21 protein-coding genes are annotated in these 18,954 nt (G+C 60.9%); 10 read left to right on the plus strand and 11 right to left on the minus strand.

Translation table 11 applies throughout. The annotated features are described in order from the left end of the window. Window position 1 precedes the first annotated feature (1 nt). Window positions 2-1,357 carry an HlyD family type I secretion periplasmic adaptor subunit gene (locus HBR93_RS11925; protein ID WP_057441200.1) on the plus strand — a complete coding sequence of 452 codons (1,356 nt, stop codon included), beginning with the start codon at window positions 2-4 and terminating at the stop codon, window positions 1,355-1,357. Window positions 1,358-1,459: 102 nt separating this feature from the next. Here HBR93_RS11925 and HBR93_RS11930 read toward each other — a convergent pair whose 3' ends face one another. Together HBR93_RS11930 and HBR93_RS11935 are read right to left on the minus strand one after the other, a co-directional pair. Next, window positions 1,460-2,056 carry a DTW domain-containing protein gene (locus HBR93_RS11930; RefSeq protein WP_057958842.1) on the minus strand — a complete coding sequence of 199 codons (597 nt, stop codon included), beginning with the start codon at window positions 2,054-2,056 and terminating at the stop codon, window positions 1,460-1,462. Window positions 2,057-2,058: 2 nt separating this feature from the next. Continuing rightward, window positions 2,059-2,952 (minus strand): LysR family transcriptional regulator, encoded by an 894-nt coding sequence (locus tag HBR93_RS11935; RefSeq protein WP_057441205.1) that lies wholly within the window; start codon window positions 2,950-2,952, stop codon window positions 2,059-2,061. A gap of 176 nt (window positions 2,953-3,128) precedes the next feature. On the opposite strand from HBR93_RS11935, the gene speB reads away from it, so the two are divergent. Next, window positions 3,129-4,079 (plus strand): agmatinase, encoded by a 951-nt coding sequence (gene speB / locus HBR93_RS11940; protein WP_120732183.1) that lies wholly within the window; start codon window positions 3,129-3,131, stop codon window positions 4,077-4,079. A 53-nt stretch (window positions 4,080-4,132) separates the two neighbouring features. Beyond that, on the plus strand, window positions 4,133-5,515 hold the full coding sequence (locus tag HBR93_RS11945; protein WP_169960384.1) for a sodium:solute symporter: 1,383 nt from the start codon (window positions 4,133-4,135) through the stop codon (window positions 5,513-5,515). Between the two features lie 225 nt (window positions 5,516-5,740). Here the strand turns inward: HBR93_RS11945 and HBR93_RS26965 are convergent, their stop codons facing one another. Both HBR93_RS26965 and HBR93_RS11950 read right to left on the minus strand, forming a co-directional pair. Continuing rightward, a complete protein-coding gene (locus HBR93_RS26965; protein WP_003210728.1) occupies window positions 5,741-5,863 on the minus strand; it encodes a PA1414 family protein in 123 nt (40 codons plus the stop codon). A 139-nt stretch (window positions 5,864-6,002) separates the two neighbouring features. Then, window positions 6,003-6,896 carry a LysR family transcriptional regulator gene (locus HBR93_RS11950; protein WP_057441212.1) on the minus strand — a complete coding sequence of 298 codons (894 nt, stop codon included), beginning with the start codon at window positions 6,894-6,896 and terminating at the stop codon, window positions 6,003-6,005. A 102-nt stretch (window positions 6,897-6,998) separates the two neighbouring features. On the opposite strand from HBR93_RS11950, the gene HBR93_RS11955 reads away from it, so the two are divergent. Next, on the plus strand, window positions 6,999-8,162 hold the full coding sequence (locus HBR93_RS11955) for a YbfB/YjiJ family MFS transporter (RefSeq protein WP_169960385.1): 1,164 nt from the start codon (window positions 6,999-7,001) through the stop codon (window positions 8,160-8,162). Here the strand turns inward: HBR93_RS11955 and HBR93_RS11960 are convergent. Together HBR93_RS11960 and HBR93_RS11965 are read right to left on the minus strand one after the other, a co-directional pair. Next, entirely contained in the window at window positions 8,152-8,559 is a 408-nt protein-coding gene (locus tag HBR93_RS11960; RefSeq protein WP_169960386.1) for a DUF2177 family protein, read from the minus strand. The genes HBR93_RS11955 and HBR93_RS11960 overlap by 11 nt on opposite strands. Window positions 8,560-8,625: 66 nt before the next feature. After that, window positions 8,626-9,462, minus strand: a complete 837-nt coding sequence (locus tag HBR93_RS11965; protein ID WP_029292380.1) for a S1-like domain-containing RNA-binding protein — start codon at window positions 9,460-9,462, stop codon at window positions 8,626-8,628. Between the two features lie 334 nt (window positions 9,463-9,796). Here HBR93_RS11965 and HBR93_RS11970 point away from each other — a divergent pair, with 334 nt between their 5' ends. From HBR93_RS11970 to HBR93_RS11980, 3 genes are all read left to right on the plus strand, one after another. Continuing rightward, window positions 9,797-9,976, plus strand: a complete 180-nt coding sequence (locus HBR93_RS11970; RefSeq protein ID WP_007946007.1) for a hypothetical protein — start codon at window positions 9,797-9,799, stop codon at window positions 9,974-9,976. Between the two features lie 218 nt (window positions 9,977-10,194). After that, window positions 10,195-10,917, plus strand: coding sequence for a TorF family putative porin (locus HBR93_RS11975; RefSeq protein WP_057958836.1), 723 nt, complete (start codon window positions 10,195-10,197; stop codon window positions 10,915-10,917). Window positions 10,918-10,983: 66 nt separating this feature from the next. Then, entirely contained in the window at window positions 10,984-11,850 is an 867-nt protein-coding gene (locus HBR93_RS11980) for a DUF6279 family lipoprotein (protein WP_169960424.1), read from the plus strand. Window positions 11,851-12,016: 166 nt separating this feature from the next. Here the strand turns inward: HBR93_RS11980 and HBR93_RS11985 are convergent, their stop codons facing one another. After that, a complete protein-coding gene (locus HBR93_RS11985) occupies window positions 12,017-12,406 on the minus strand; it encodes a hypothetical protein (RefSeq protein WP_057441218.1) in 390 nt (129 codons plus the stop codon). A gap of 155 nt (window positions 12,407-12,561) precedes the next feature. Between HBR93_RS11985 and HBR93_RS11990 the strand changes: the two genes are divergently transcribed. After that, on the plus strand, window positions 12,562-12,837 hold the full coding sequence (locus HBR93_RS11990; protein ID WP_057441219.1) for a hypothetical protein: 276 nt from the start codon (window positions 12,562-12,564) through the stop codon (window positions 12,835-12,837). A gap of 48 nt (window positions 12,838-12,885) precedes the next feature. On the opposite strand, the gene HBR93_RS11995 is transcribed toward HBR93_RS11990, so the two are convergent. Further along, window positions 12,886-14,232, minus strand: coding sequence for a DEAD/DEAH box helicase (locus tag HBR93_RS11995; RefSeq protein ID WP_057441220.1), 1,347 nt, complete (start codon window positions 14,230-14,232; stop codon window positions 12,886-12,888). A 193-nt stretch (window positions 14,233-14,425) separates the two neighbouring features. Between HBR93_RS11995 and HBR93_RS12000 the strand changes: the two genes are divergently transcribed. Next, entirely contained in the window at window positions 14,426-15,724 is a 1,299-nt protein-coding gene (locus HBR93_RS12000; RefSeq protein WP_057958828.1) for a mechanosensitive ion channel family protein, read from the plus strand. A 121-nt stretch (window positions 15,725-15,845) separates the two neighbouring features. Here the strand turns inward: HBR93_RS12000 and HBR93_RS12005 are convergent, their stop codons facing one another. The 3 genes from HBR93_RS12005 to HBR93_RS12015 form a co-directional block, all read right to left on the minus strand. Further along, complete coding sequence (locus HBR93_RS12005; RefSeq protein ID WP_057441227.1) at window positions 15,846-16,715, minus strand: carboxylate/amino acid/amine transporter; 870 nt, start codon at window positions 16,713-16,715, stop codon at window positions 15,846-15,848. Window positions 16,716-16,918: 203 nt separating this feature from the next. Further along, a complete protein-coding gene (locus HBR93_RS12010) occupies window positions 16,919-17,518 on the minus strand; it encodes an FMN-dependent NADH-azoreductase (protein WP_169960387.1) in 600 nt (199 codons plus the stop codon). A gap of 145 nt (window positions 17,519-17,663) precedes the next feature. After that, window positions 17,664-17,978 (minus strand): hypothetical protein, encoded by a 315-nt coding sequence (locus HBR93_RS12015; RefSeq protein WP_057441229.1) that lies wholly within the window; start codon window positions 17,976-17,978, stop codon window positions 17,664-17,666. Between the two features lie 49 nt (window positions 17,979-18,027). Between HBR93_RS12015 and HBR93_RS12020 the strand changes: the two genes are divergently transcribed. Further along, window positions 18,028-18,951, plus strand: a complete 924-nt coding sequence (locus HBR93_RS12020) for a LysR family transcriptional regulator (protein ID WP_057441231.1) — start codon at window positions 18,028-18,030, stop codon at window positions 18,949-18,951. Window positions 18,952-18,954 lie beyond the last annotated feature (3 nt).

The raw sequence follows: 18,954 nt of genomic DNA on the forward strand, positions 1-18,954 counted from the left end.
CATGTCAGCCACTCCCGCTCCACCGGGCTACTTCAAGAGCTTTGGCAAAACCGCCGACAGCGAATTCATGCCCGAACTGGCGGGTGCTTCGCTGCAGGACTCACCGCGCCGTTCACGGATTATCGTGTGGCTGACCGCCGGCCTGATCATCTGCGCCCTGCTGTGGGCCAACTTTGCCGTTCTCGATGAAGTGACCATGGGCGAAGGCAAGGCCATCCCGTCGAGCAAGGTGCAAGTGATCCAGAACCTGGAAGGCGGCATCGTCACCCAGATCTACGTGCGCGAAGGGCAGATGGTGGACAAAGGCGACAAACTGCTGCAACTGGACGACACGCGGTTCCGCTCGAACAAGGGCGAAAGCGAAGTCGACCGGTATGCCCTCACCGCCCAGGTCGAGCGCCTGTCGGCCGAGGCCGAGGGGCGACCGTTCAAATTGTCCGATGAAGTGATCGCCAAGGCTCCGCAAGTGGCTGAAGACGAGCGCTCGCTGTTTGAACAACGCCAGCGGCGCTTGAGCAGCGAGCAACGGACCTTGAGTGAACAGTTGCGGCAGAAAACCCAGGAACTGGCGGAGTTTCGCTCCAAACAGGGCCAATTCAGCTCCAGCCTGGCGCTGCTGCAACAAGAGATGAACATGTCGGCCCCTCTGGTGGGCACCGGCGCGGTATCGCCGGTGGAAATCCTGCGCCTCAAACGCAGCGCCGTGGAGATCCGCGGCTCGTTGAACGCCACCACCCTGGCAATCCCCCGGGCGGAATCGGCGATCAATGAGATCAAGAGCAAGATCGACGAATCGGTACAGACCTTCCGCTCGGAAGCGGCCAAGGAACTCAACGAAAAACGCACCGACCTGTCAAAAATCACCGCCACCAGCATCGCCATCGATGACCGCGTCAGCCGCACCACCGTGGTCTCCCCGGTGCATGGGGTGATCAAGCAATTGAAGGTCAACACCATCGGCGGCGTCGTCCAGCCGGGCAGCGACATGGTGGAAATCGTCCCGCTGGAAGACAACCTGCTGATCGAGGCCAAAGTACGGCCCCAGGACGTGGCGTTCTTGCATCCGGGGCAGAAGGCGATGGTCAAGTTCAGTGCCTATGACTACACGATCTACGGCGGACTGGCGGCGAAACTGGAACTGATCGGCGCCGATACGATTACCGACGACAAGGGCAACAGCTTCTACCTGATCCAGGTGCGCACCGATAAGAACCATCTGGGCGGGGATAAAAAACCGTTGCTGATCATCCCGGGGATGGTGGCAACGGTGGACATTATTACCGGGGAGAAAAGCGTGCTGGATTACTTGCTCAAGCCGGTGTTGAAGGCACGCACGGAGGCGATGCGCGAGCGTTAGCGGTGTTTGGGCAGGCGCCATCGCCGGCAAGCCAGCTCCTACATCGACCGCGTATGTCTTGAGCGGCGCGGTCAATGGGGGAGCTGGACCTGGGTGAACCGGCTAATCACCCCCATGATTGCGCTGAAACACCTCCTCCCCCATCGCTGCAATCTGCCCGTCGATCAACGCCTCAAACGGCCGCAACAACGGATCAAATGACTGCGGCGCCTCCAGCACCTGCAAGGCCTGCACGATCGCCTCTACCGTCGACAACGCCCCCGGCCCCGGTGCCTTGCGCAACCGGTAGCGGGACACTGCGCCCGCCGCCAGCGTCACCCGTGGCAACGCCGCCAGCAGCGGGTTGAGGTGCAGCAACTTGCGCGCCTTGCGCCAGGTACCGTCGGGCACCACCAGCAGCAACGGCTCATCGGATGGGCCATAGGTCTGCAGCGACTGCGCCTCTTCGCCAGGAAACAGCAGCCGTGCCTGATACCCCGGAGGATTGAGCAAGGTCTGCAAGCCTTCAAATACTTCGCCCACTACCAACTGCGCATTCACCAGGCCCAACGCGGCGAGGCGCGCGGTGTTGAGCGCATGGTTGACCTCGCTGGGATGCTGCAACAGCAACACCCGGGTACGGCTGTGCAGGCTCGGGATCAGCGCGCACAGGCAGTGGGTGGTCGGCCGCAGGCAGCGGGGGCATTGGGGTCTGGACATGTTCAGGCCTGATTGAGCTGTGCTTTGAGTAAATCGCGGAAGGTCTGGATCAACGGTTCGCGGCTGCGCCCACGGCGCATGATCAGCGAAAACGGCGCCTGGTAGCCAAAGGTCGCCGGCAGCAGCACCCGCAAGTCGCCCTTGTCGGCCCAGGCCTGGGCGTAGTGCTCGGGCAAGTAGCCGATGTAGGCGCCGGACAACACCAGGATCAACTGCGCCTCCATACTTTCTACAGTGGCGGCGCTGTGTTTGAAGCCATGGCGCGCCAGTTCCGCCTGGCTCCAGTAACCGCGCCCGACCATGCGTTGCTGGGTAATCACCTGCTCCGGAATGCGTCGCTCGCTGAACAGCGGATGCCGCGAGCTGCAATAGAGCCAGTGTTGTTCGCGGTACAGCGGCATGTAGACCAAGCCGCTCATGCGGTTGGAGAAGGCGCCGATGGCCAGGTCCAGGCGATTGTCCTGCACCCCCAGTTGCAGCTCGTAGGGGCTCATCACCGATAAGTGCAGATGCACCGCCGGGTGCTCAAGGCTGTAGGCGCCGATGACTTCGGCAAATGGCAGGGCCTTGTCGCTGACCGTGGAGTCGAGCACACCCAGTTTGAGCGTGCCGCGCAGTTCGCCCTTGAGCGCCGCCGCGTATTGCTCGAAGCCCTCCAGTTCGCCCAGCAGGCGCAAGGTTTCCTGGTGAAACAACTCGCCCTTGCTGGTCAGGCTGAACCCGCCACGCCCGCGATGGCACAGCACCAGGCCCAACGCGCCTTCCAGTTGGCTCATATAGGTGCTGATGGCCGACGTCGACAGGTTGAGCTCATGCTGGGCATTGGCAAACCCCTGGTGGCGCACGACGCTGACGAAGATGCGCAGCAATTTCAGGTCGGGCAAGGCATTGGCCATGGACGCTCCAGGCAAAAAGTCGGCGGACAGGGAACAGGTTTCGCAAACCGGTGGAGTCTACCCCAGGCATTAGTTTAGAAAAATCTGAACTAAGTATTTCCCCACAGCGATTCTTCCGTTGCCGGGCATTTCGCAGAATCGGCCTCTGATAACCACAACAACGATGAGGCACTGCCGTGGACAAGATCTTTCACCAACCACTGGGCGGCAACGAAATGCCGCGCTTTGCCGGCATCGCCACCATGATGCGCCTGCCCCACCTGCAAACCGCCGCCGGCCTGGATGCGGCATTTGTCGGCGTGCCCCTGGATATCGGCACCTCGCTGCGCGCCGGCACCCGCTTCGGGCCGCGTGAAATCCGCGCTGAGTCGGTGATGATCCGCCCCTACAACATGGCCACCGGCGCTGCGCCGTTCGACTCGCTGTCGGTGGCCGACATCGGCGACGTGGCGATCAACACCTTCAACCTGCTGGACGCCGTGCGCATTATCGAAGAAGCCTACGATGAGATCCTCGGCCATAACGTAATCCCGCTGACCCTGGGCGGCGACCACACCATCACCCTGCCGATCCTGCGGGCGATCCACAAGAAACACGGCAAGGTCGGGCTGGTGCATATCGATGCCCACGCCGACGTCAACGACCATATGTTCGGCGAGAAAATCGCCCACGGCACCACCTTCCGCCGGGCCGTCGAAGAGGGCCTGCTCGATTGCGACCGTGTGGTGCAAATCGGCCTGCGCGCCCAGGGCTATACCGCCGAAGACTTCAATTGGAGCCGCAAACAGGGGTTCCGCGTGGTCCAGGCCGAAGAATGCTGGCACCACTCCCTCGCGCCGTTGATGGCCGAAGTCCGGGAAAAGGTCGGCGGCGGCCCGGTGTACCTGAGTTTCGACATCGACGGCATCGACCCGGCCTGGGCGCCCGGCACCGGCACCCCGGAAATCGGCGGGCTGACCACCATACAGGCGATCGAGATCATCCGGGGCTGCCAGGGCCTGGACCTGATTGGTTGTGATCTGGTGGAGGTTTCGCCGCCCTACGACACCACCGGCAACACCTCGTTGCTGGGCGCCAACCTGCTGTACGAAATGCTCTGCGTGCTGCCTGGAGTCACGCACCGTTGATGTAGCGCGTCACCTGATTAGTCCATAAAAACAATAACTGGAGAGGCGCCACCATGGCTCTGGATCTATTCGTCGTACTTATCTACGCCGCCGGCATGCTCGTGCTCGGCTATTTCGGCATGCGCCGGGCCAAGACCCATGAAGACTATCTAGTCGCCGGGCGCAACCTGGGGCCGACCCTGTACATGGGCACCATGGCCGCAACGGTGCTGGGCGGCGCGTCCACAGTGGGCAGCGTGCGCCTGGGTTATGTGCATGGTATTTCCGGGTTCTGGCTCTGCGCGGCGCTGGGCACGGGGATCATTGCGCTGAACCTGTTTCTCGCAAAACCCTTGCTCAAGCTGAAAATCTTCACCGTGACCCAGGTCCTGGAGCAGCGCTACAACCCCACGGCCCGCCAGGCCAGCGGGCTGATCATGCTGGCCTATGCGCTGATGCTGGCGGTGACCTCGACCCTGGGGATCGGCACCGTATTGCAAGTGATGTTTGACCTGCCGTTCTGGGCCGCCATCCTGCTGGGTGGTGGCGTGGTGCTGGTGTATTCGACCATTGGCGGCATGTGGTCGCTGACGCTAACCGATATCGTGCAGTTTGTGATCAAGACCGTCGGCCTGATGTTTATCCTGCTGCCGATCTGCCTGTACCGCGTAGGCGGCTGGGATGAACTGGTGGCCAAACTGCCGGCGGCCAGTTTCAGCTTCACCAGCATCGGCTGGGACACCATCATCACCTACTTCATGATCTACTTTTTCGGCATCCTGATCGGCCAGGACATCTGGCAACGGGTGTTTACCGCCCGTGACGCAAAAGTCGCCCAGTACGCAGGAACCTTCGCCGGCTTCTACTGCATCCTCTACGGCCTGGCCTGCGCCCTGATCGGCATGGCCGCCCATGTGCTGATCCCGGACCTGGACAACGTCAACAACGCCTTCGCCGCCATCGTCAAACTGTCGTTGCCCGATGGCCTGCGCGGCCTGGTGATCGCGGCGGCCCTGGCGGCGATGATGTCCACCGCCAGCGCCGGCCTGCTCGCCGCGTCCACCGTGCTGACCGAAGACCTGCTGCCGCGCCTGCGCGGCGGCAAGCAGTCGAGCCTGAACATCAACCGCTTGTTCACCCTGCTGACTGGGATGGCCGTGCTGGGTATCGCCTTGATAGTCACCGACGTGATCAGCGCACTGACCCTGGCCTATAACCTGCTGGTCGGCGGCATGCTGATCCCATTGATCGGGGCGATTTACTGGAAACGCGCTACGACGGCGGGTGCGATCAGCGCCATGGCATTGGGGTTTGTCACGTCACTGGTGTTTATGGTCAAGGATGGCTTGGAGGCAAACACGCCGATCTATTACAGCCTGGGCGTGAGTGTGGTGAGTTTTGTGCTGGTGAGTCTGCTGTCGCGTCGGCTAGAGGTGGCGGCGGCCGATGCTGCCTGAGTGAAGCTGGCTTGAGCGGGTGCGATGTCGGTTGTCGCACCCGTTTTTTATCTGAAACACCAAACAAAAAGTGGGAGCGGGCTTGCCCGCGATTACGGTAGGTCAGTCAAACTTTCAGTGACTGATTTACCGTAATCGCGAGCAAGCCCGCTCCCACATCGAATCTGCGGTGTTGCGTGGTCCTACAACCGCGCTCAAACCCTGTGTCTGAGCGCTTTTCGGGACTTACCTGCGACGCGGGCGGCGCTGTTCGTCATCGGTGCGGATTGGCACCGGTTGCAGCGGTGGCTCGATCAAGCCGAGTGCGACGCCGAGGTCGTGCAGCCAGTTTTGCAGTTTTTCTTTCATGGTGCCCCCTTTGAGGGTAGTGCCGAGCAGCTGGAATTCTGTGGCTGCTTCCTACAGATAGTAGTACTAAGTCCCACGTAATGCTTGCCTGAAACCGCAACGAACCATTACTGAATTGATACAAATCCTGACGGGGCGGTCAGGCAATCGCCCGGGACTCTTGTACAGGCCGCGTCTTGCCCTCTTGCTGCAGGTCAATCCATGCATTGAGATTAGCCCCGAGCATGCCTTTGCGCCACATCAGCCAGGTGGTGGCGTGGGCAAATGGCTCGGCCAGGGGGTGGATCGACACGCTGTCCTTGCCGGGCAGGCTGTCGAGCATCGACTCGGACATCAACGCAACCCCGGAACCGGCAATCACACATGCAAGCATGCCTTGATAGGACTCGATCTCGATGGCGCGACCCATGGCCACACGGTCGTGGGAAAACCACGCCTCCAGGCGCGCCCGATAGGAACAACTGCGTCGGAAGGTGAACACCGCGCGCCCGGCCACATCCTGCGGGCCGCGTACCGGTGGGTGGTCCGCCTCGCAGATCAGCAGCAGGCGCTCCTCACACAGCGGTACGCCGTCCAGGGTCGCCAGGGTCAACGGGCCATCCACCAGCGCCGCATCCAGGCGCCCGGTGATCAGGCCTTCGAGCAGTTCACCACTGGGCGCCGACTGCACTTGCAGGTTCACCATGGGGTAAGCCTTGTGATATTGCGCCAGCAGTTTCGGCAAATGGATCGCGGCGGTACTGTACATGCTGCCCAGCACAAAATCCCCGGCCGGTTGGCCACCCTGCACGGCACCGTGCGCTTCATCATGCAGGGCCAAAAGGCGCGTGCTGTAGTCGAGCAGCACCTTGCCGGCAGGCGACAGTTGCAGGCGCTGGCGCTCGCGCACGAACAGCTCGACGCCCAGTTGCTCTTCCATTTGCTTGAGGCGGGTCGAGAGGTTCGATGGCACCCGGTGCAGACGCTCTGCAGCACGGGTGATGGAGCCCTCTTCGGCCACGGCCTGGAAAATACGCAGTTGGCTGAACTCCACGACCTTTCTCCTAAACTGAACAAGTTACTCAGTATTATTCATTTTTACTGAACACTAATCCACCTTAGCCTGAGGTCATCGCTTCTTCCTGGAATTTGGCCCATGTCTCCCCTGATTCGTTTACTCGCCAGTTTTATCGCCCTGATGATGGCCATGGGCATTGGCCGCTTTGCTCTCACCCCGCAGATGCCGCACTTGCTCAGCGAAGGGCAAATCGACCTGACCGCCGCCGGGCTGATTGCCGCGGCCAACTACCTGGGCTATTTCGTGGGGGCCGTGGACTCGATGTTCGCGCGCAGTCATCACCACATACGCGGACGGTTGCTCGGCGGGTTGTGGTTGTGTGTGCTGCTGACCCTGGCGTCGTTCTGGGCCAACGGCTTCTGGTCGCACCTGTTGCTGCGCTTCGGCACGGGTGTGGCCAGCGCCTGGGTGCTGGTGATGATTACCGGCCTGAGCCAGCCGCTGGCGATTGCCGCAGGGCGCCCGCGGCTGGGGGCACTGGTGTTTGCCGGGCCTGGACTGGGGATCCTGCTGACGGGATTGTTGGCACTGGCCTCCAACCTGTTGGGCGAGGATTCGGCAACGCTGTGGCTGGTGTACGGCGTGGTCGCCCTGGGCATGTTGCTGGTGATCCTGCCGTTCCTGCCCAAGCCGGACAGGGGGGCGCCGCAAAGCAGCGCCCCTGCCGAGCGTAAAGGCAGCATCGCGCATCTGGGCTGGATTTACCTGCTGTATGGCCTGGGCTACATCATTCCGGCCACCTTCCTGTCGCAAATGGCCAGCGCGCAGTTCAAGGGCGCCTGGCAGGCAGACCTGTTCTGGCCATGCTTTGGCTTGGCGGCGGCCCTGGGGGTGTTGCTGGTCAGTCTGCGCAAGCCCAACCCCGACACCACACGCTACTGGTTGATGGCAACCCTGTGGATACAAGCGATTGGCGTCTTCGCCTGTCTGTGGGGCAATGGCGCGGGATTGGTGCTGGGTGTCTTGCTCTGTGGGCTGCCATTTCTGGCCTGCATGCAATTGGTGATGCAACGTTCGCGGGAAGTTGCGCCCCACGGCGCACAACGGAGCACCGGCCTGCTGACGGCATGTTTTGCCCTGGGCCAGTTAAGTGGCCCGCTGCTGGCGTCGTTGAGCAACCATTTTAGCGGCGGCTTGCAGCCGGCACTGACGTTAGCCGGCAGCGGCTTGATACTGGCCGGAGCGCTACTGCTACGCCCCGCCCAGGTAAAGGTTGATTGCCGGGCGCCGGTCAGCCGCTGACGCGCCGCGCAGCCCAGTATCCCAGCGAGCAGCAGGCCGCGGTGAGAAAGGTGCCCCACGCCATGTCCATCACTGCCAGCCCCGCAGACCAGCCTTGCAAGGTCGCCCAGTTGCTCAGGTCGTAGGTGCCATAGGCGACCAACCCAAGCAAGGCACCCAGGCGGGCAGCCCGTTGCCAGCCGCCACTGGCCAGCGCCGGCAACACTACAAAGGCCACGCAGCCGAACACATAAAGGCCGTAGAACAGCGCCGCCGGGAGCAATCGCGGTTGCTCAAGCATCAGCGGCCCGAGCAGGCCCTTGTAGGTCGGCCCCATCAATACCCCAAGCCAGAGGCCATCGAGCACTAAAAAAGCCAACAACGTACCGAGGTAAGCAAACACGACTTTTTTGCTCATGGCGATGACCCACTGCAGGAGCCGGCTGACCGGCGATAGCGACGCCTACACAAGAGCAGGTTGCAATCAGCTTAGTTCAATACGATCAGCGTGAATTACGATCTGCCCCTGCTTGTACAGCGCACCAATGGCCTTCTTGAAGTTGCCCTTGCTCACGCCAAACAAGTTGCTGATCACGGTCGGGTCACTCTTGTCGCTGACCGGCAGGCTGCCGTTGTTTTCACGCAACTTGGCGAGGATCTTCGAGTTCAGGCTGGACGCCGCTTGCTCGCCGACCGGCTGCAGGCTCAGGCTGATATTGCCGTCGGCGCGGATTTCCTTGATGAAGCCCTTCTCTTCCTTGCCCGGACGCAGGAACTTGAACACTTCGTTCTTGTGGATCAGGCCCCAGTGCTTGTTATTGATGATTGCCTTGAAGCCCATATCAGTGGCTTCGGCAACCAGCAAGTCGACTTCCTGGCCCACGGTGTAGTTGGCCGGCGTCTTGTCCAGGTAACGGTCCAGGCGCGCGGTGGCGGTGATGCGCTTGGTGTGTTTGTCGAGGTAGACGTGCACCACACAGTATTCACCGGCGGTCAGCTGGCGTTTTTCTTCGGAATACGGCAGCAGCAGGTCCTTGGGCAGGCCCCAGTCGAGGAACACCCCGATGCTGTTGACTTCAACCACTTTCAGGCTGGCGAACTCGCCCACCTGCACTTTTGGTTTTTCAGTGGTCGCGATAAGTTTGTCATCGCTGTCCAGATAAATAAAAACGTTAAGCCAGTCTTCATCTTCACTGGGAATATCTTTGGGAATATAACGATTGGGCAAGAGGATTTCGCCCTCTTGTTCACCGTCCAGATACAAACCAAAGTTAGTGTGTTTAACCACTTGCAAACTGTTGTAGCGCCCGACTAAAGCCATTTCCAATACCCTCATTGCGTGGGCGGCATTCTACCCGAGTTGAAGGCGGCGGTCCCGTGTCCAGGCGCGCAACCCTGAAAAATCGCGGGTTTGCCGGGCACTTGCCGACAATTGCCCCGCTCGTCAGGTCAAGCTGCCGCCGTGCAGCAATGGCCAGGTGCTATTTTTACCCACGGTTTCTATTTAAAACAGCGAGTTAGGGCCTTCGACCAAAGACCAACTTCGGGCTTTTATAATAGCGCAGCTTATTCCTGGGAGATATTTACCAAGCAATTGTCAAGCATTTCATGTACGATGCCTGGCCAAGTTAATTTTCTACAGGTTAGTGGCCGCCATGCGCGTAAAAGCATCCAACAGCAAAGCAAAGCCAGCTCCCGCCGTTGAAACCAGCGAATCGATCAACAACCAAATCGCCGCGTTCCTCAAGTCCGGTGGCGAAATCCAGCAGATCGCCAAGGGCGTGAGCGGCCAGACATTCGGCCCGTCCAAGCAGATCACCCTGGGTAAGAAGTAAGCGCGCAAGCCGCCTACGCAGCCCACCTGGTCCCTAAGCGCCTTGCCTATCAAGGCGCTAGGACTAGAGCCAGCAACATCCCCCCGACACACATTCAACCACGCCAATCGACGAACGGGTCTCAATACCTGACTTTCGCCGGTATGCTTGCACACGTCTAGAACGGGTATTTGCCCGATTTCTCCCGTTACTGCTCCTCGCTTTTCATGGAGTGAAGCGTGCTCAAACCCTGTATTTTTCTGGTCAGCGCCCTGCTTGCCAGCCCCCTCGCCGAAGCGCAGGTTTTCCAGCGCGAACTGGGCGACTTCGACTTGAAACTGGGCACCACGCCCGGCCGCAGCATGGCCCAGGGCCTGGTCAAACCCACCACACCGGGCAGCAACTCGTTTCACGGCGGCCTCGACCTGAGCCACGCCAGCGGCCTGTACTTCGGCCAGTTCTCTCCGAGCATGGGCCTGTCGCCCGCGAGCAAACTGGAAGTCGATTCCTACATGGGCTTCAAGCGCCCGTTCGACCAGACCCTGGGCTATGAACTGGGGATGATTCACTACAGCTACCCCAAGCTGAGCCCCCTCGACAGCCAGGAGTTCTACGGCGGCCTGAACCTGCTGGGCAATCGGTTTGGTGTGTCACTGGGCAACGACCCCGACCGCCGCGACAGCACCCTGTTTGCCGACCTGGGCGGCACCCAGCCGTTTGGCATTGGCGTGAGCATGAAGTACACCACTCATCAGTTGGGCGCCCCGGCCTCGGTGGAGGGCGGCTCGATCCGCAGTTTCAGCGACTGGTCGGTGAAATTCTCCCGACCGTGGATGGGCATGGACCTGGACCTGATCTACAGCGACTCCAACCTCAACGGCAGCGACTGCTCAGCCTACTCTGGACACAATTCGCAATGTGATGGCCTGTTGACCCTAAAGGCCGAGCGGTCGTTTTATTGATGGGCTGAACTGTCACGCCCCCGGCGGGTTCAGATGAACATCCCTGGTCTGCGCAAGGACTCGCCCATGCTGCGTCGGTTAAGAATCCTGGCTGCTTTACTGGTCCTGAGCGTCCTGCTTGCCGGCTGCAACCGCGTGGGCCTGGCCTATCGCAATCTCGACGTGATCATCCCCTGGACCCTCAACGACTACCTGGACATGAACGCCGGGCAGAAAAGCTGGTTCAACGAAACGCTCAAGGAACACCTGGCCTGGCACTGCACCACCCAATTACCTGGCTACCTGGACTGGCTCGACCGCCTGCAGCAGATGGTTGACAGCCACCAGGTCAGTGACGCCGCCCTGCAAGCCCACGCCCTTGAAGCCAAGCAAGCAATCGCCGACGTCGCCCGGCAAATCACCCCATCAGCCATCGAGTTGCTGCGCGGGCTGGATGAGCAGCAAGTGCGCGAGATGGATGCCGCGCTGACCAAGGACCTGGGCAAACGCCAGGACGAATACCTCAAGCCGCCCCTGGAGCAACAGATCAAGGAGCGTAGCGAGCGCATGAGCAAGCGCCTGGATGCCTGGCTAGGCCCACTGAGCGCCAGCCAGCAAGAGCGTGTGCTGGCCTGGTCCACTGCCCTCGGCGCGCAGAACCAGCAATGGATCGGCAACCGCGCCCATTGGCAGGCGCAGTTCATCGCCGCAGTCAATCAACGGGCCAGCAGCGACTTCCCACGCAAGATGGAGCAGTTGCTGGTGGACCGTGAAAGCCTGTGGACCGCGGACTATCGCCAAGCCTATGCCCAGACCGAAGCCGCAGCCCGCAGTCTACTGGTGGACGTGATGGCCGAAAGCACGGTGCAACAACGCCAGAAGCTGGTGCAGAAAATCGCTAAGGTGCGCAGCGATTTCCAGGCACTCAAGTGCCTCAAGGGCAGCCCGGCCTAGACGTCTACACCTCCCTCAGAAGCACAGGCACACGCCCAGGAAGGTCAGCTCGGTGTGGCACTCTACCGGTGATATTGACTGCGGCCTGGCCGATAGACAGATGCCCGCCAGCACACCCGGTTGCCCGGGGCTGTACAAGATTACCGATTTGACAGTTGCAGCCGGTTCAGGCGATTTGCGCCTTGGCCGCCACCATCTCGAACGTCGCCGGGTCCAGCGCGTCGGCCTGCTCGTCGAGCACTTGGCGCGGGTGATCGTTACCCGGGATGGCGCTGTCGATCAATGCCAGCAGCTGCGCGCCCAAGGGCGTCAAAATGAAATTCTCGCCGTTGCCGCCCTCGTCTTCAGGCCGGGACTCGATAAAACCGCGCTTGAACAACAGCGCCTCGTAATCGGCAGCGGTCTTTTTCAACGCATCCAGATCGCCAGTGAACTCGCCGGCCGTGGCCTTATCGGCCGCTTCCTGTTCGGCATATTTGCGCGGGGCAAAGCTGCCCTCGCCGTTCTGTACTTCATGCAACAGACGTTCGATCAGATCCCAATTGTAAGTGCTCATCCTGAATCCTCCTGCCGGCACACCGACTGGGTGCCTTCAAAAGTTGTGACCTGTGGGGGCTGCGGGCGTTCAGCCGGGTAGACAGGCGTGATTGCACTGAACTTTTCACAGGCCAGCCCTCTCAACCGGGTATCACCGCCAAGGAGGTCTACCCCATGAAAACCCTGATGCAACTGGCTGTCGCCGCCGCCCTGTTGAGCGCCCTGCCCGCCTGGGCCTGTACCCCGGAAGAAGCCACGGAAAAACGCGAACAACTGGCCAAGGAAGTCAGCACCCTCACCCAGCAGAACCCGACCAAGGCCAAGGAAATCAACGACGAGCTGCAGCAGATGGACCTGGACACCGAAAGTGCGAAATTTCCCGACAAGTGCCAGTTGATCGAGGCGCGACTCAAGGAGTTGAAGGAAGCGGCGGCCAAGGCGAAAAACTGAGGGCATAAAAAAACCGGACATTGTCCGGTTTTTTAGTGCGCTGGCGTATTACTCGGCAGCCGGTGCTTCTGGCTTGCGGCGCTTGAGCGGCGCCATGCCGTCCTTGCTGACCAACGACAGGTTGTCGGTCTTCGGCCGGTTGGCGATCTTGCGCTTGGTCGGCGACTTGGCGCCGGTTTTCTTCTTGTCGCCCTTGGCGTCGACCTTTTTCTTCTTCACGCCCACGGCCTTGCCCGAAGCCTTGACCTTCTTCGGCCCGGTGTAGGTGCCTTTGACTTCCTTGATGGTGCGACGCTCGAACGACTGCTTGAGGTAGCGCTCGATGCTCGACATCAGGTTCCAGTCGCCATGGCAGATCAGCGAGATGGCCAGGCCATCGTTGCCGGCACGCCCGGTACGGCCGATACGGTGCACATATTCGTCGCCGCTGCGCGGCATATCGAAGTTGATCACCATGTCCAGGCCTTCCACGTCCAGGCCGCGGGCGGCGACGTCGGTGGCTACCAGAATCTTCACGCCGCCCTGCTTGAGGCGGTCGATCGCCAGCTTGCGGTCCTTCTGGTCCTTCTCACCGTGCAACACAAACGCCTTGTACTCCTGCGCCACCAGGCGCCCGTAGATCCGGTCGGCCATGGCACGGGTGTTGGTGAACACGATGGCTTTCTGATAGGTCTCGTTGGCCAGCAGCCAGTTGAGAATCTGCTCTTTATGCACATTGTGGTCAGCGGTGACGATCTGCTGACGGGTGGTGGAGTTCAGGTCGCTGACGTTATTGACCTGCAGGTGCTCAGGGTTGTTCAGGACCTTGGCGACCATCTCGCGCAGGGTCGAGCCGCCGGTGGTGGCAGAGAACAGCATGGTCTGCTGGCGGTTGACGCACTCTTCGACGAGGCGCTGCACGTCGTCGGCAAAGCCCATGTCGAGCATGCGGTCGGCTTCGTCCAGCACCAGCACTTCGACTTCCTTGAGGTCCAGGTTGCCGGCGTTCAGTTGCTCGATCATCCGCCCAGGGGTACCGATCAGGATATCCGGGACCTTGCGCAGCATGGCGGCCTGGACCTTGAAGTCTTCGCCCCCGGTGATCAGGCCGGACTTGATGAAGGTGAACTGCGAGAAGCGTTCCACTTCCTTCAAGGTCTGCTGGGCCAGCTCACGGGTAGGCAGCAGGATCAGGGTCTTGATGCTGACGCGGATCTTGGCCGGGCCGATCAGACGGTTGAGGATCGGCAGGACGAAAGCGGCGGTCTTGCCACTCCCGGTTTGAGCCGTCACCCGCAGGTCACGCCCTTCGAGCGCGAGCGGGATGGCCGCTGCTTGCACAGGCGTAGGCTCGACAAATTTAAGCTCGGCCACGGCTTTGAGCAGGCGTTCGTGCAGGGCGAATTGGGAAAACACGGGTGCTACCTCGAAGAAATACAAAAAATCAGCTGCATAGGGTAACGGTTTCGGGCGCTCAGGCCGAGTTTCTTTACGCGAAGTGGGCCAAACAGATGGTTTTTTGTCAGGTGATTTGTCTGCCTGCACAACTTTGCAGCACTAAAATGCTCTAATCGCCCCGTCATGTCTTACAGAAGAATCGCGTTAAACCATGGATATCAAACAGCTCTGGCTCAACGTCCAAGACCTCTGGGGTGCCCTGGACCAACATCCGCTACTGCATTCAAGCCTGGCTTTGCTGGTGCTGCTGGTGGTGGCCCTGCTGGTCGGACGGGTGGCACGCTACCTGATCCTGCATGCGGTCAAGTTGCTCGGCCGCCAACCTGCCCTGCATTGGCTCAATGACCTGCGCCATAACAAAGTCTTCCACCGCCTGGCCCAGATGACGCCGTCGCTGGTGATCCAGTTCGGCCTGCACCTGGTTCCGGAATTGAGCAAGACCAGCACGCTGTTTATCGGCAACGTGGCGCTGGCGTTCACCATTCTGTTCCAGGTATTGGCCATGAGCGCCCTGCTCAACGCCCTGCTGGATATCTACGCACGCACCGAACATGCCCGCACGCGCTCGATCAAGGGCTATGTGCAACTGGCGAAAATGGTGCTGTTCGTGTTTGGCGCGATCATCATCGTTGCAACCTTGATCGACCGCTCGCCGCTGTTGCTGCTGTCAGGGCTGGGTGCGATGTCGGCGGTGATCCTGTTGGTGTACAAGGACACGCTGCTGTCATTTGTCGCCAGTGTGCAATTGACCAGCAACGACATGCTGCGGGTCGGCGACTGGATCGAAATGCCCCAGGTCGGCGCCGATGGCGATGTGGTGGACATCACCTTGCATACGGTCAAGGTGCAGAACTTCGACAAGACCATCGTCTCGATCCCCACTTGGCGCCTGATGTCCGAATCGTTCAAGAACTGGCGCGGCATGCAGGCCTCGGGCGGGCGGCGGATCAAGCGCAGCCTGTTTATCGACGCGGCCGGCGTGCGCTTCCTGCGTGATGATGAAGAAGTGCGGATGACCCAGGTCCACCTGCTGACCGACTACATCAGCCGCAAACAGGCAGAATTGAAGGCCTGGAACGAAGCCCAGGGCCACAGCGCGCAGTTGTCGGCCAACCGCCGGCGCATGACCAACCTGGGCACCTTCCGCGCCTATGCCCTGGCTTATCTGAAGAGCCATCCGGATATCCAACCGAACATGACCTGCATGGTGCGCCAGATGCAGACCACCTCCCAGGGTGTGCCCCTGGAAATCTACTGCTTTACCCGCACCACGGCGTGGGCGGATTACGAGCGGATCCAGGGGGATATTTTTGACTACTTACTGGCGGTGCTGCCGGAGTTTGGTTTGAGCCTGTATCAGCAGCCGAGTGGTAATGACCTGCGGGCCGGAGTACTGCCGGCGGTGTTGGGTGCCAGTCATTTGCCGGTGCCGGAGAAGGCTACGCTCTAACCAGGCGCGAAGCAGCGCCCCTGTGGGAGCGGGCTTGCCCGCGATAGCGGTGGGTCAGTCAACACATCTGTTACTGATCGTCCGCTATCGCGGGCAAGCCCGCTCCCACCTTTGGGAACGATCATTGCCGGCTGAGCGGCGCCGGGCGAATCCCCAACCGGCTGATCCACACCGCCGCCACAATCACCGCCCCGCCCAGGAACAGGCGCCCCAGCGGCTCATGCTGGTTCCAGATCAGCAGATTGAGCAGCAGCCCCACCGGCACATGCAGGTTGTTCATCACCGCCAGGGTGCCGCCGTTGACCAGGCAGGCGCCCTTGTTCCACCAGTACAGACCCAACGCAGTGCTGACCAGGCCCAGAAACAGCAACACACCCCACTGCAACGGTGCTTCAGGCAGGAAGTTGGCCTTGCCGAACAGCAGGAACGCCGGCAACACCACGGCCAATGCCCCCAGGTAGAAATAGCCAAAGCGCCGGTAGTGCGGCAGGTCGCTCGGGTGTCGTGCCACCAGGCGCCGGTACAGCACCTGCCCGGCGGCGTAGGTGAAGTTGGCCAGTTGCAGCAACAAAAAGCCCATGAAGAAGTCCGGGTTGATCTGGTCAAAGCGGATCACCGCCGCCCCCGCCACCGCCACCAGCGCGGCAATCAGCGCCCAGGGGTTGAAGCGCCGGTTCAACGCGTCTTCGATCAACGTCACATGCAACGGCGTGAGGATGGTGAACAGCAACACCTCCGGCACCGTCAACACGCGGAAGCTCAAATACAGACACACGTACGTCACGCCGAACTGCAACGCGCCGATCAGCAGCATGCCGCGCATGAACGCAGGCTCCACCGAGCGCCAGCGGGTCAGGGGGATAAACACCAGCCCGGCCAGCAGCACGCGCACCAGCACGGCGAAATAGCTGTCGACATGACCCGCCAGGTATTCGCCGATCAGGCTGAAGGAAAACGCCTGGATCAGCGTGACAATCAGTAAGTAGCCCATGTGTGCCTCATATTCGAATGGGCGCGACATTAGCGTCTTTCACGGCGGGGCGAAACTCGGCGCAAAAAAAACCCGACCTCGCTAAAGCGGCAGTCGGGCAGGAGCACTCAGGAGCAACAAGTGCAAAGGGAGGTTCGATACGCGTACTTGAAGGGTTGCGTGGGGCTATAAAAACACCGTGCGATTATCTGGCGATTAACGCGTCAGGCAACCTGTGCCAGCAGGGCCTTGGCGTGGTTCAAGCCCTTTTCCTGGAAGTCGCCACCCAGGTTCACCCCTTCGGCGTGGATAAAGGTCACATCATGGATCCCGATAAAACCCATGACCTGGCGCAGATACGGTTCCTGATGATCGCTGCTCGCGCCGGTGTGGATGCCACCACGGGCGGTCAGCACAAACGCGCGCTTGCCGGTCAACAGGCCCTGGGGACCGGTGGCGGTGTACTTGAAAGTCACCCCGGCCCGCAACACATGGTCAAGCCAGGCCTTGAGGGTACTGGGGATGGCAAAGTTGTACATCGGCGCGGCCATCACCAGCACGTCAGCGGCCAGCAGTTCGTCGGTCAGGTGGTTGGAGCGCTCCAGGGACGCCTGCTCATCGGCGCTGCGCTGCTCGGCCGGCTTCATCCAGCCGCCCAACAGGTTGGCGTCCAGGTGCGGCACTGGGTTGACGGCCAGGTCGCGCACGGTGATCTGATCGGCCGGATGGGCCGCCTGCCATTGGCTGATGAACTGTTGGGTCAGTTGGCGGGAAATAGAATCCTGCTGGCGGGCGCTGCTTTCGATGATCAGAACGTTAGACATGGCTTTGTAAGCTCCATCGGTAATTGCTGTAAGTCGATGGAGTGAAGGTTAAACAGAGCCAATTCGATAAAAAAGCGCAAAAAACTGCTATAACCCATCTATAAAGTTGTTTATAAGCGGGGCATGGCCAAGGCCCCGCAGCGAATTATTTGGGTTCGCAGGTCAGTTTGATCCGCATCTTGATAATCGCGCGGCTGAACTTGACCGTAGTGTTGGTGCTTTTCCCGGCAGGGACCGTGACCTTGCGCACCCGCGCTGGCTCCGGGCCATTGGTAAACGCGACCGTACACGCAGCGTCGTTGCTGCCGTAGTTACTGAGCTGGATGGAGCTGATATCACCGTCAACATCGGAAGCGTTGTAGTCGATGCTGACCCCCTTGATCGACTTTGACACGTCGATCGGATAGGCGAACGCGCTCAACGGCAACAGTGCCAGCAATACACAACAGAATTTTCTCATTCGGCAGTCTCCAATAAGGACCGCCAGCTTAGGACAAGAGGAGCTCATCTTGAAAGCGCCCCGCGTGACCCTTGATCAATGGCGCACGTTGCAAGCCGTGGTTGACCATGGCGGCTTCGCCCAGGCAGCCGAAGTGCTGCACCGCTCGCAATCCTCGGTGAGCTACACCGTGGCCCGCATGCAAGACCAGTTGGGCGTGCCTCTGTTGCGCATCGACGGGCGCAAGGCCGTGCTCACCGAGGCCGGCGAGGTGCTGTTGCGCCGCTCCCGGCAACTGGTCAAAAACGCCAGCCAGTTGGAAGACCTGGCCCATCATATGGAACAAGGCTGGGAGGCCGAAGTACGCCTGGTGGTCGATGCCGCCTACCCCAACGCCCGCCTGGTGCGCGCCCTCACCGCCTTTATGCCGCAAAGCCGGGGCTGCCGCGTGCGCCTGCGCGAAGAAGTGCTGTCGGGTGTCGAGGAGCTGCTGATTGAAGGCGTGGCCGACCTGGCGATCAGCGGTTTCAGCATTCCCGGCTACCTGGGCACGGAAATGAGCGACGTGGAATTTGTCGCCGTGGCCCACCCTGAACACCCGTTGCACCGGCTCAACCGCGAACTGAGCTTCCAGGACCTGGAAAGCCAGATGCAGGTGGTGATCCGCGACTCCGGTCGCCAGCAACCGCGGGACGTCGGCTGGCTCGGCGCCGAGCAGCGCTGGACCGTGGGCAGCCTGGCCACCGCCGCCGCCTTCGTCGGCAGCGGCCTGGGGTTTGCCTGGCTGCCCCGGCACATGATCGAGCGTGAGCTAAAGGAAGGCCTGCTCAAGCAACTACCCCTGGAGCAAGGCGGCAGCCGCCACCCCACGTTCTACCTGTACTCGAACAAGGACAAGCCCCTGGGCCCGGCCACGCAGATTCTGGTCGAGCTGCTGCGCACCTTCGATACTGCACCGCTGGACGCACCCTTTGCCGCTCCCCGGCAAGCCTGACAC

Source organism: Pseudomonas sp. WS 5411 (genome assembly GCF_012985595.1).
GTDB classification, from domain to species: Bacteria; Pseudomonadota; Gammaproteobacteria; order Pseudomonadales; family Pseudomonadaceae; genus Aquipseudomonas; species Aquipseudomonas shahriarae.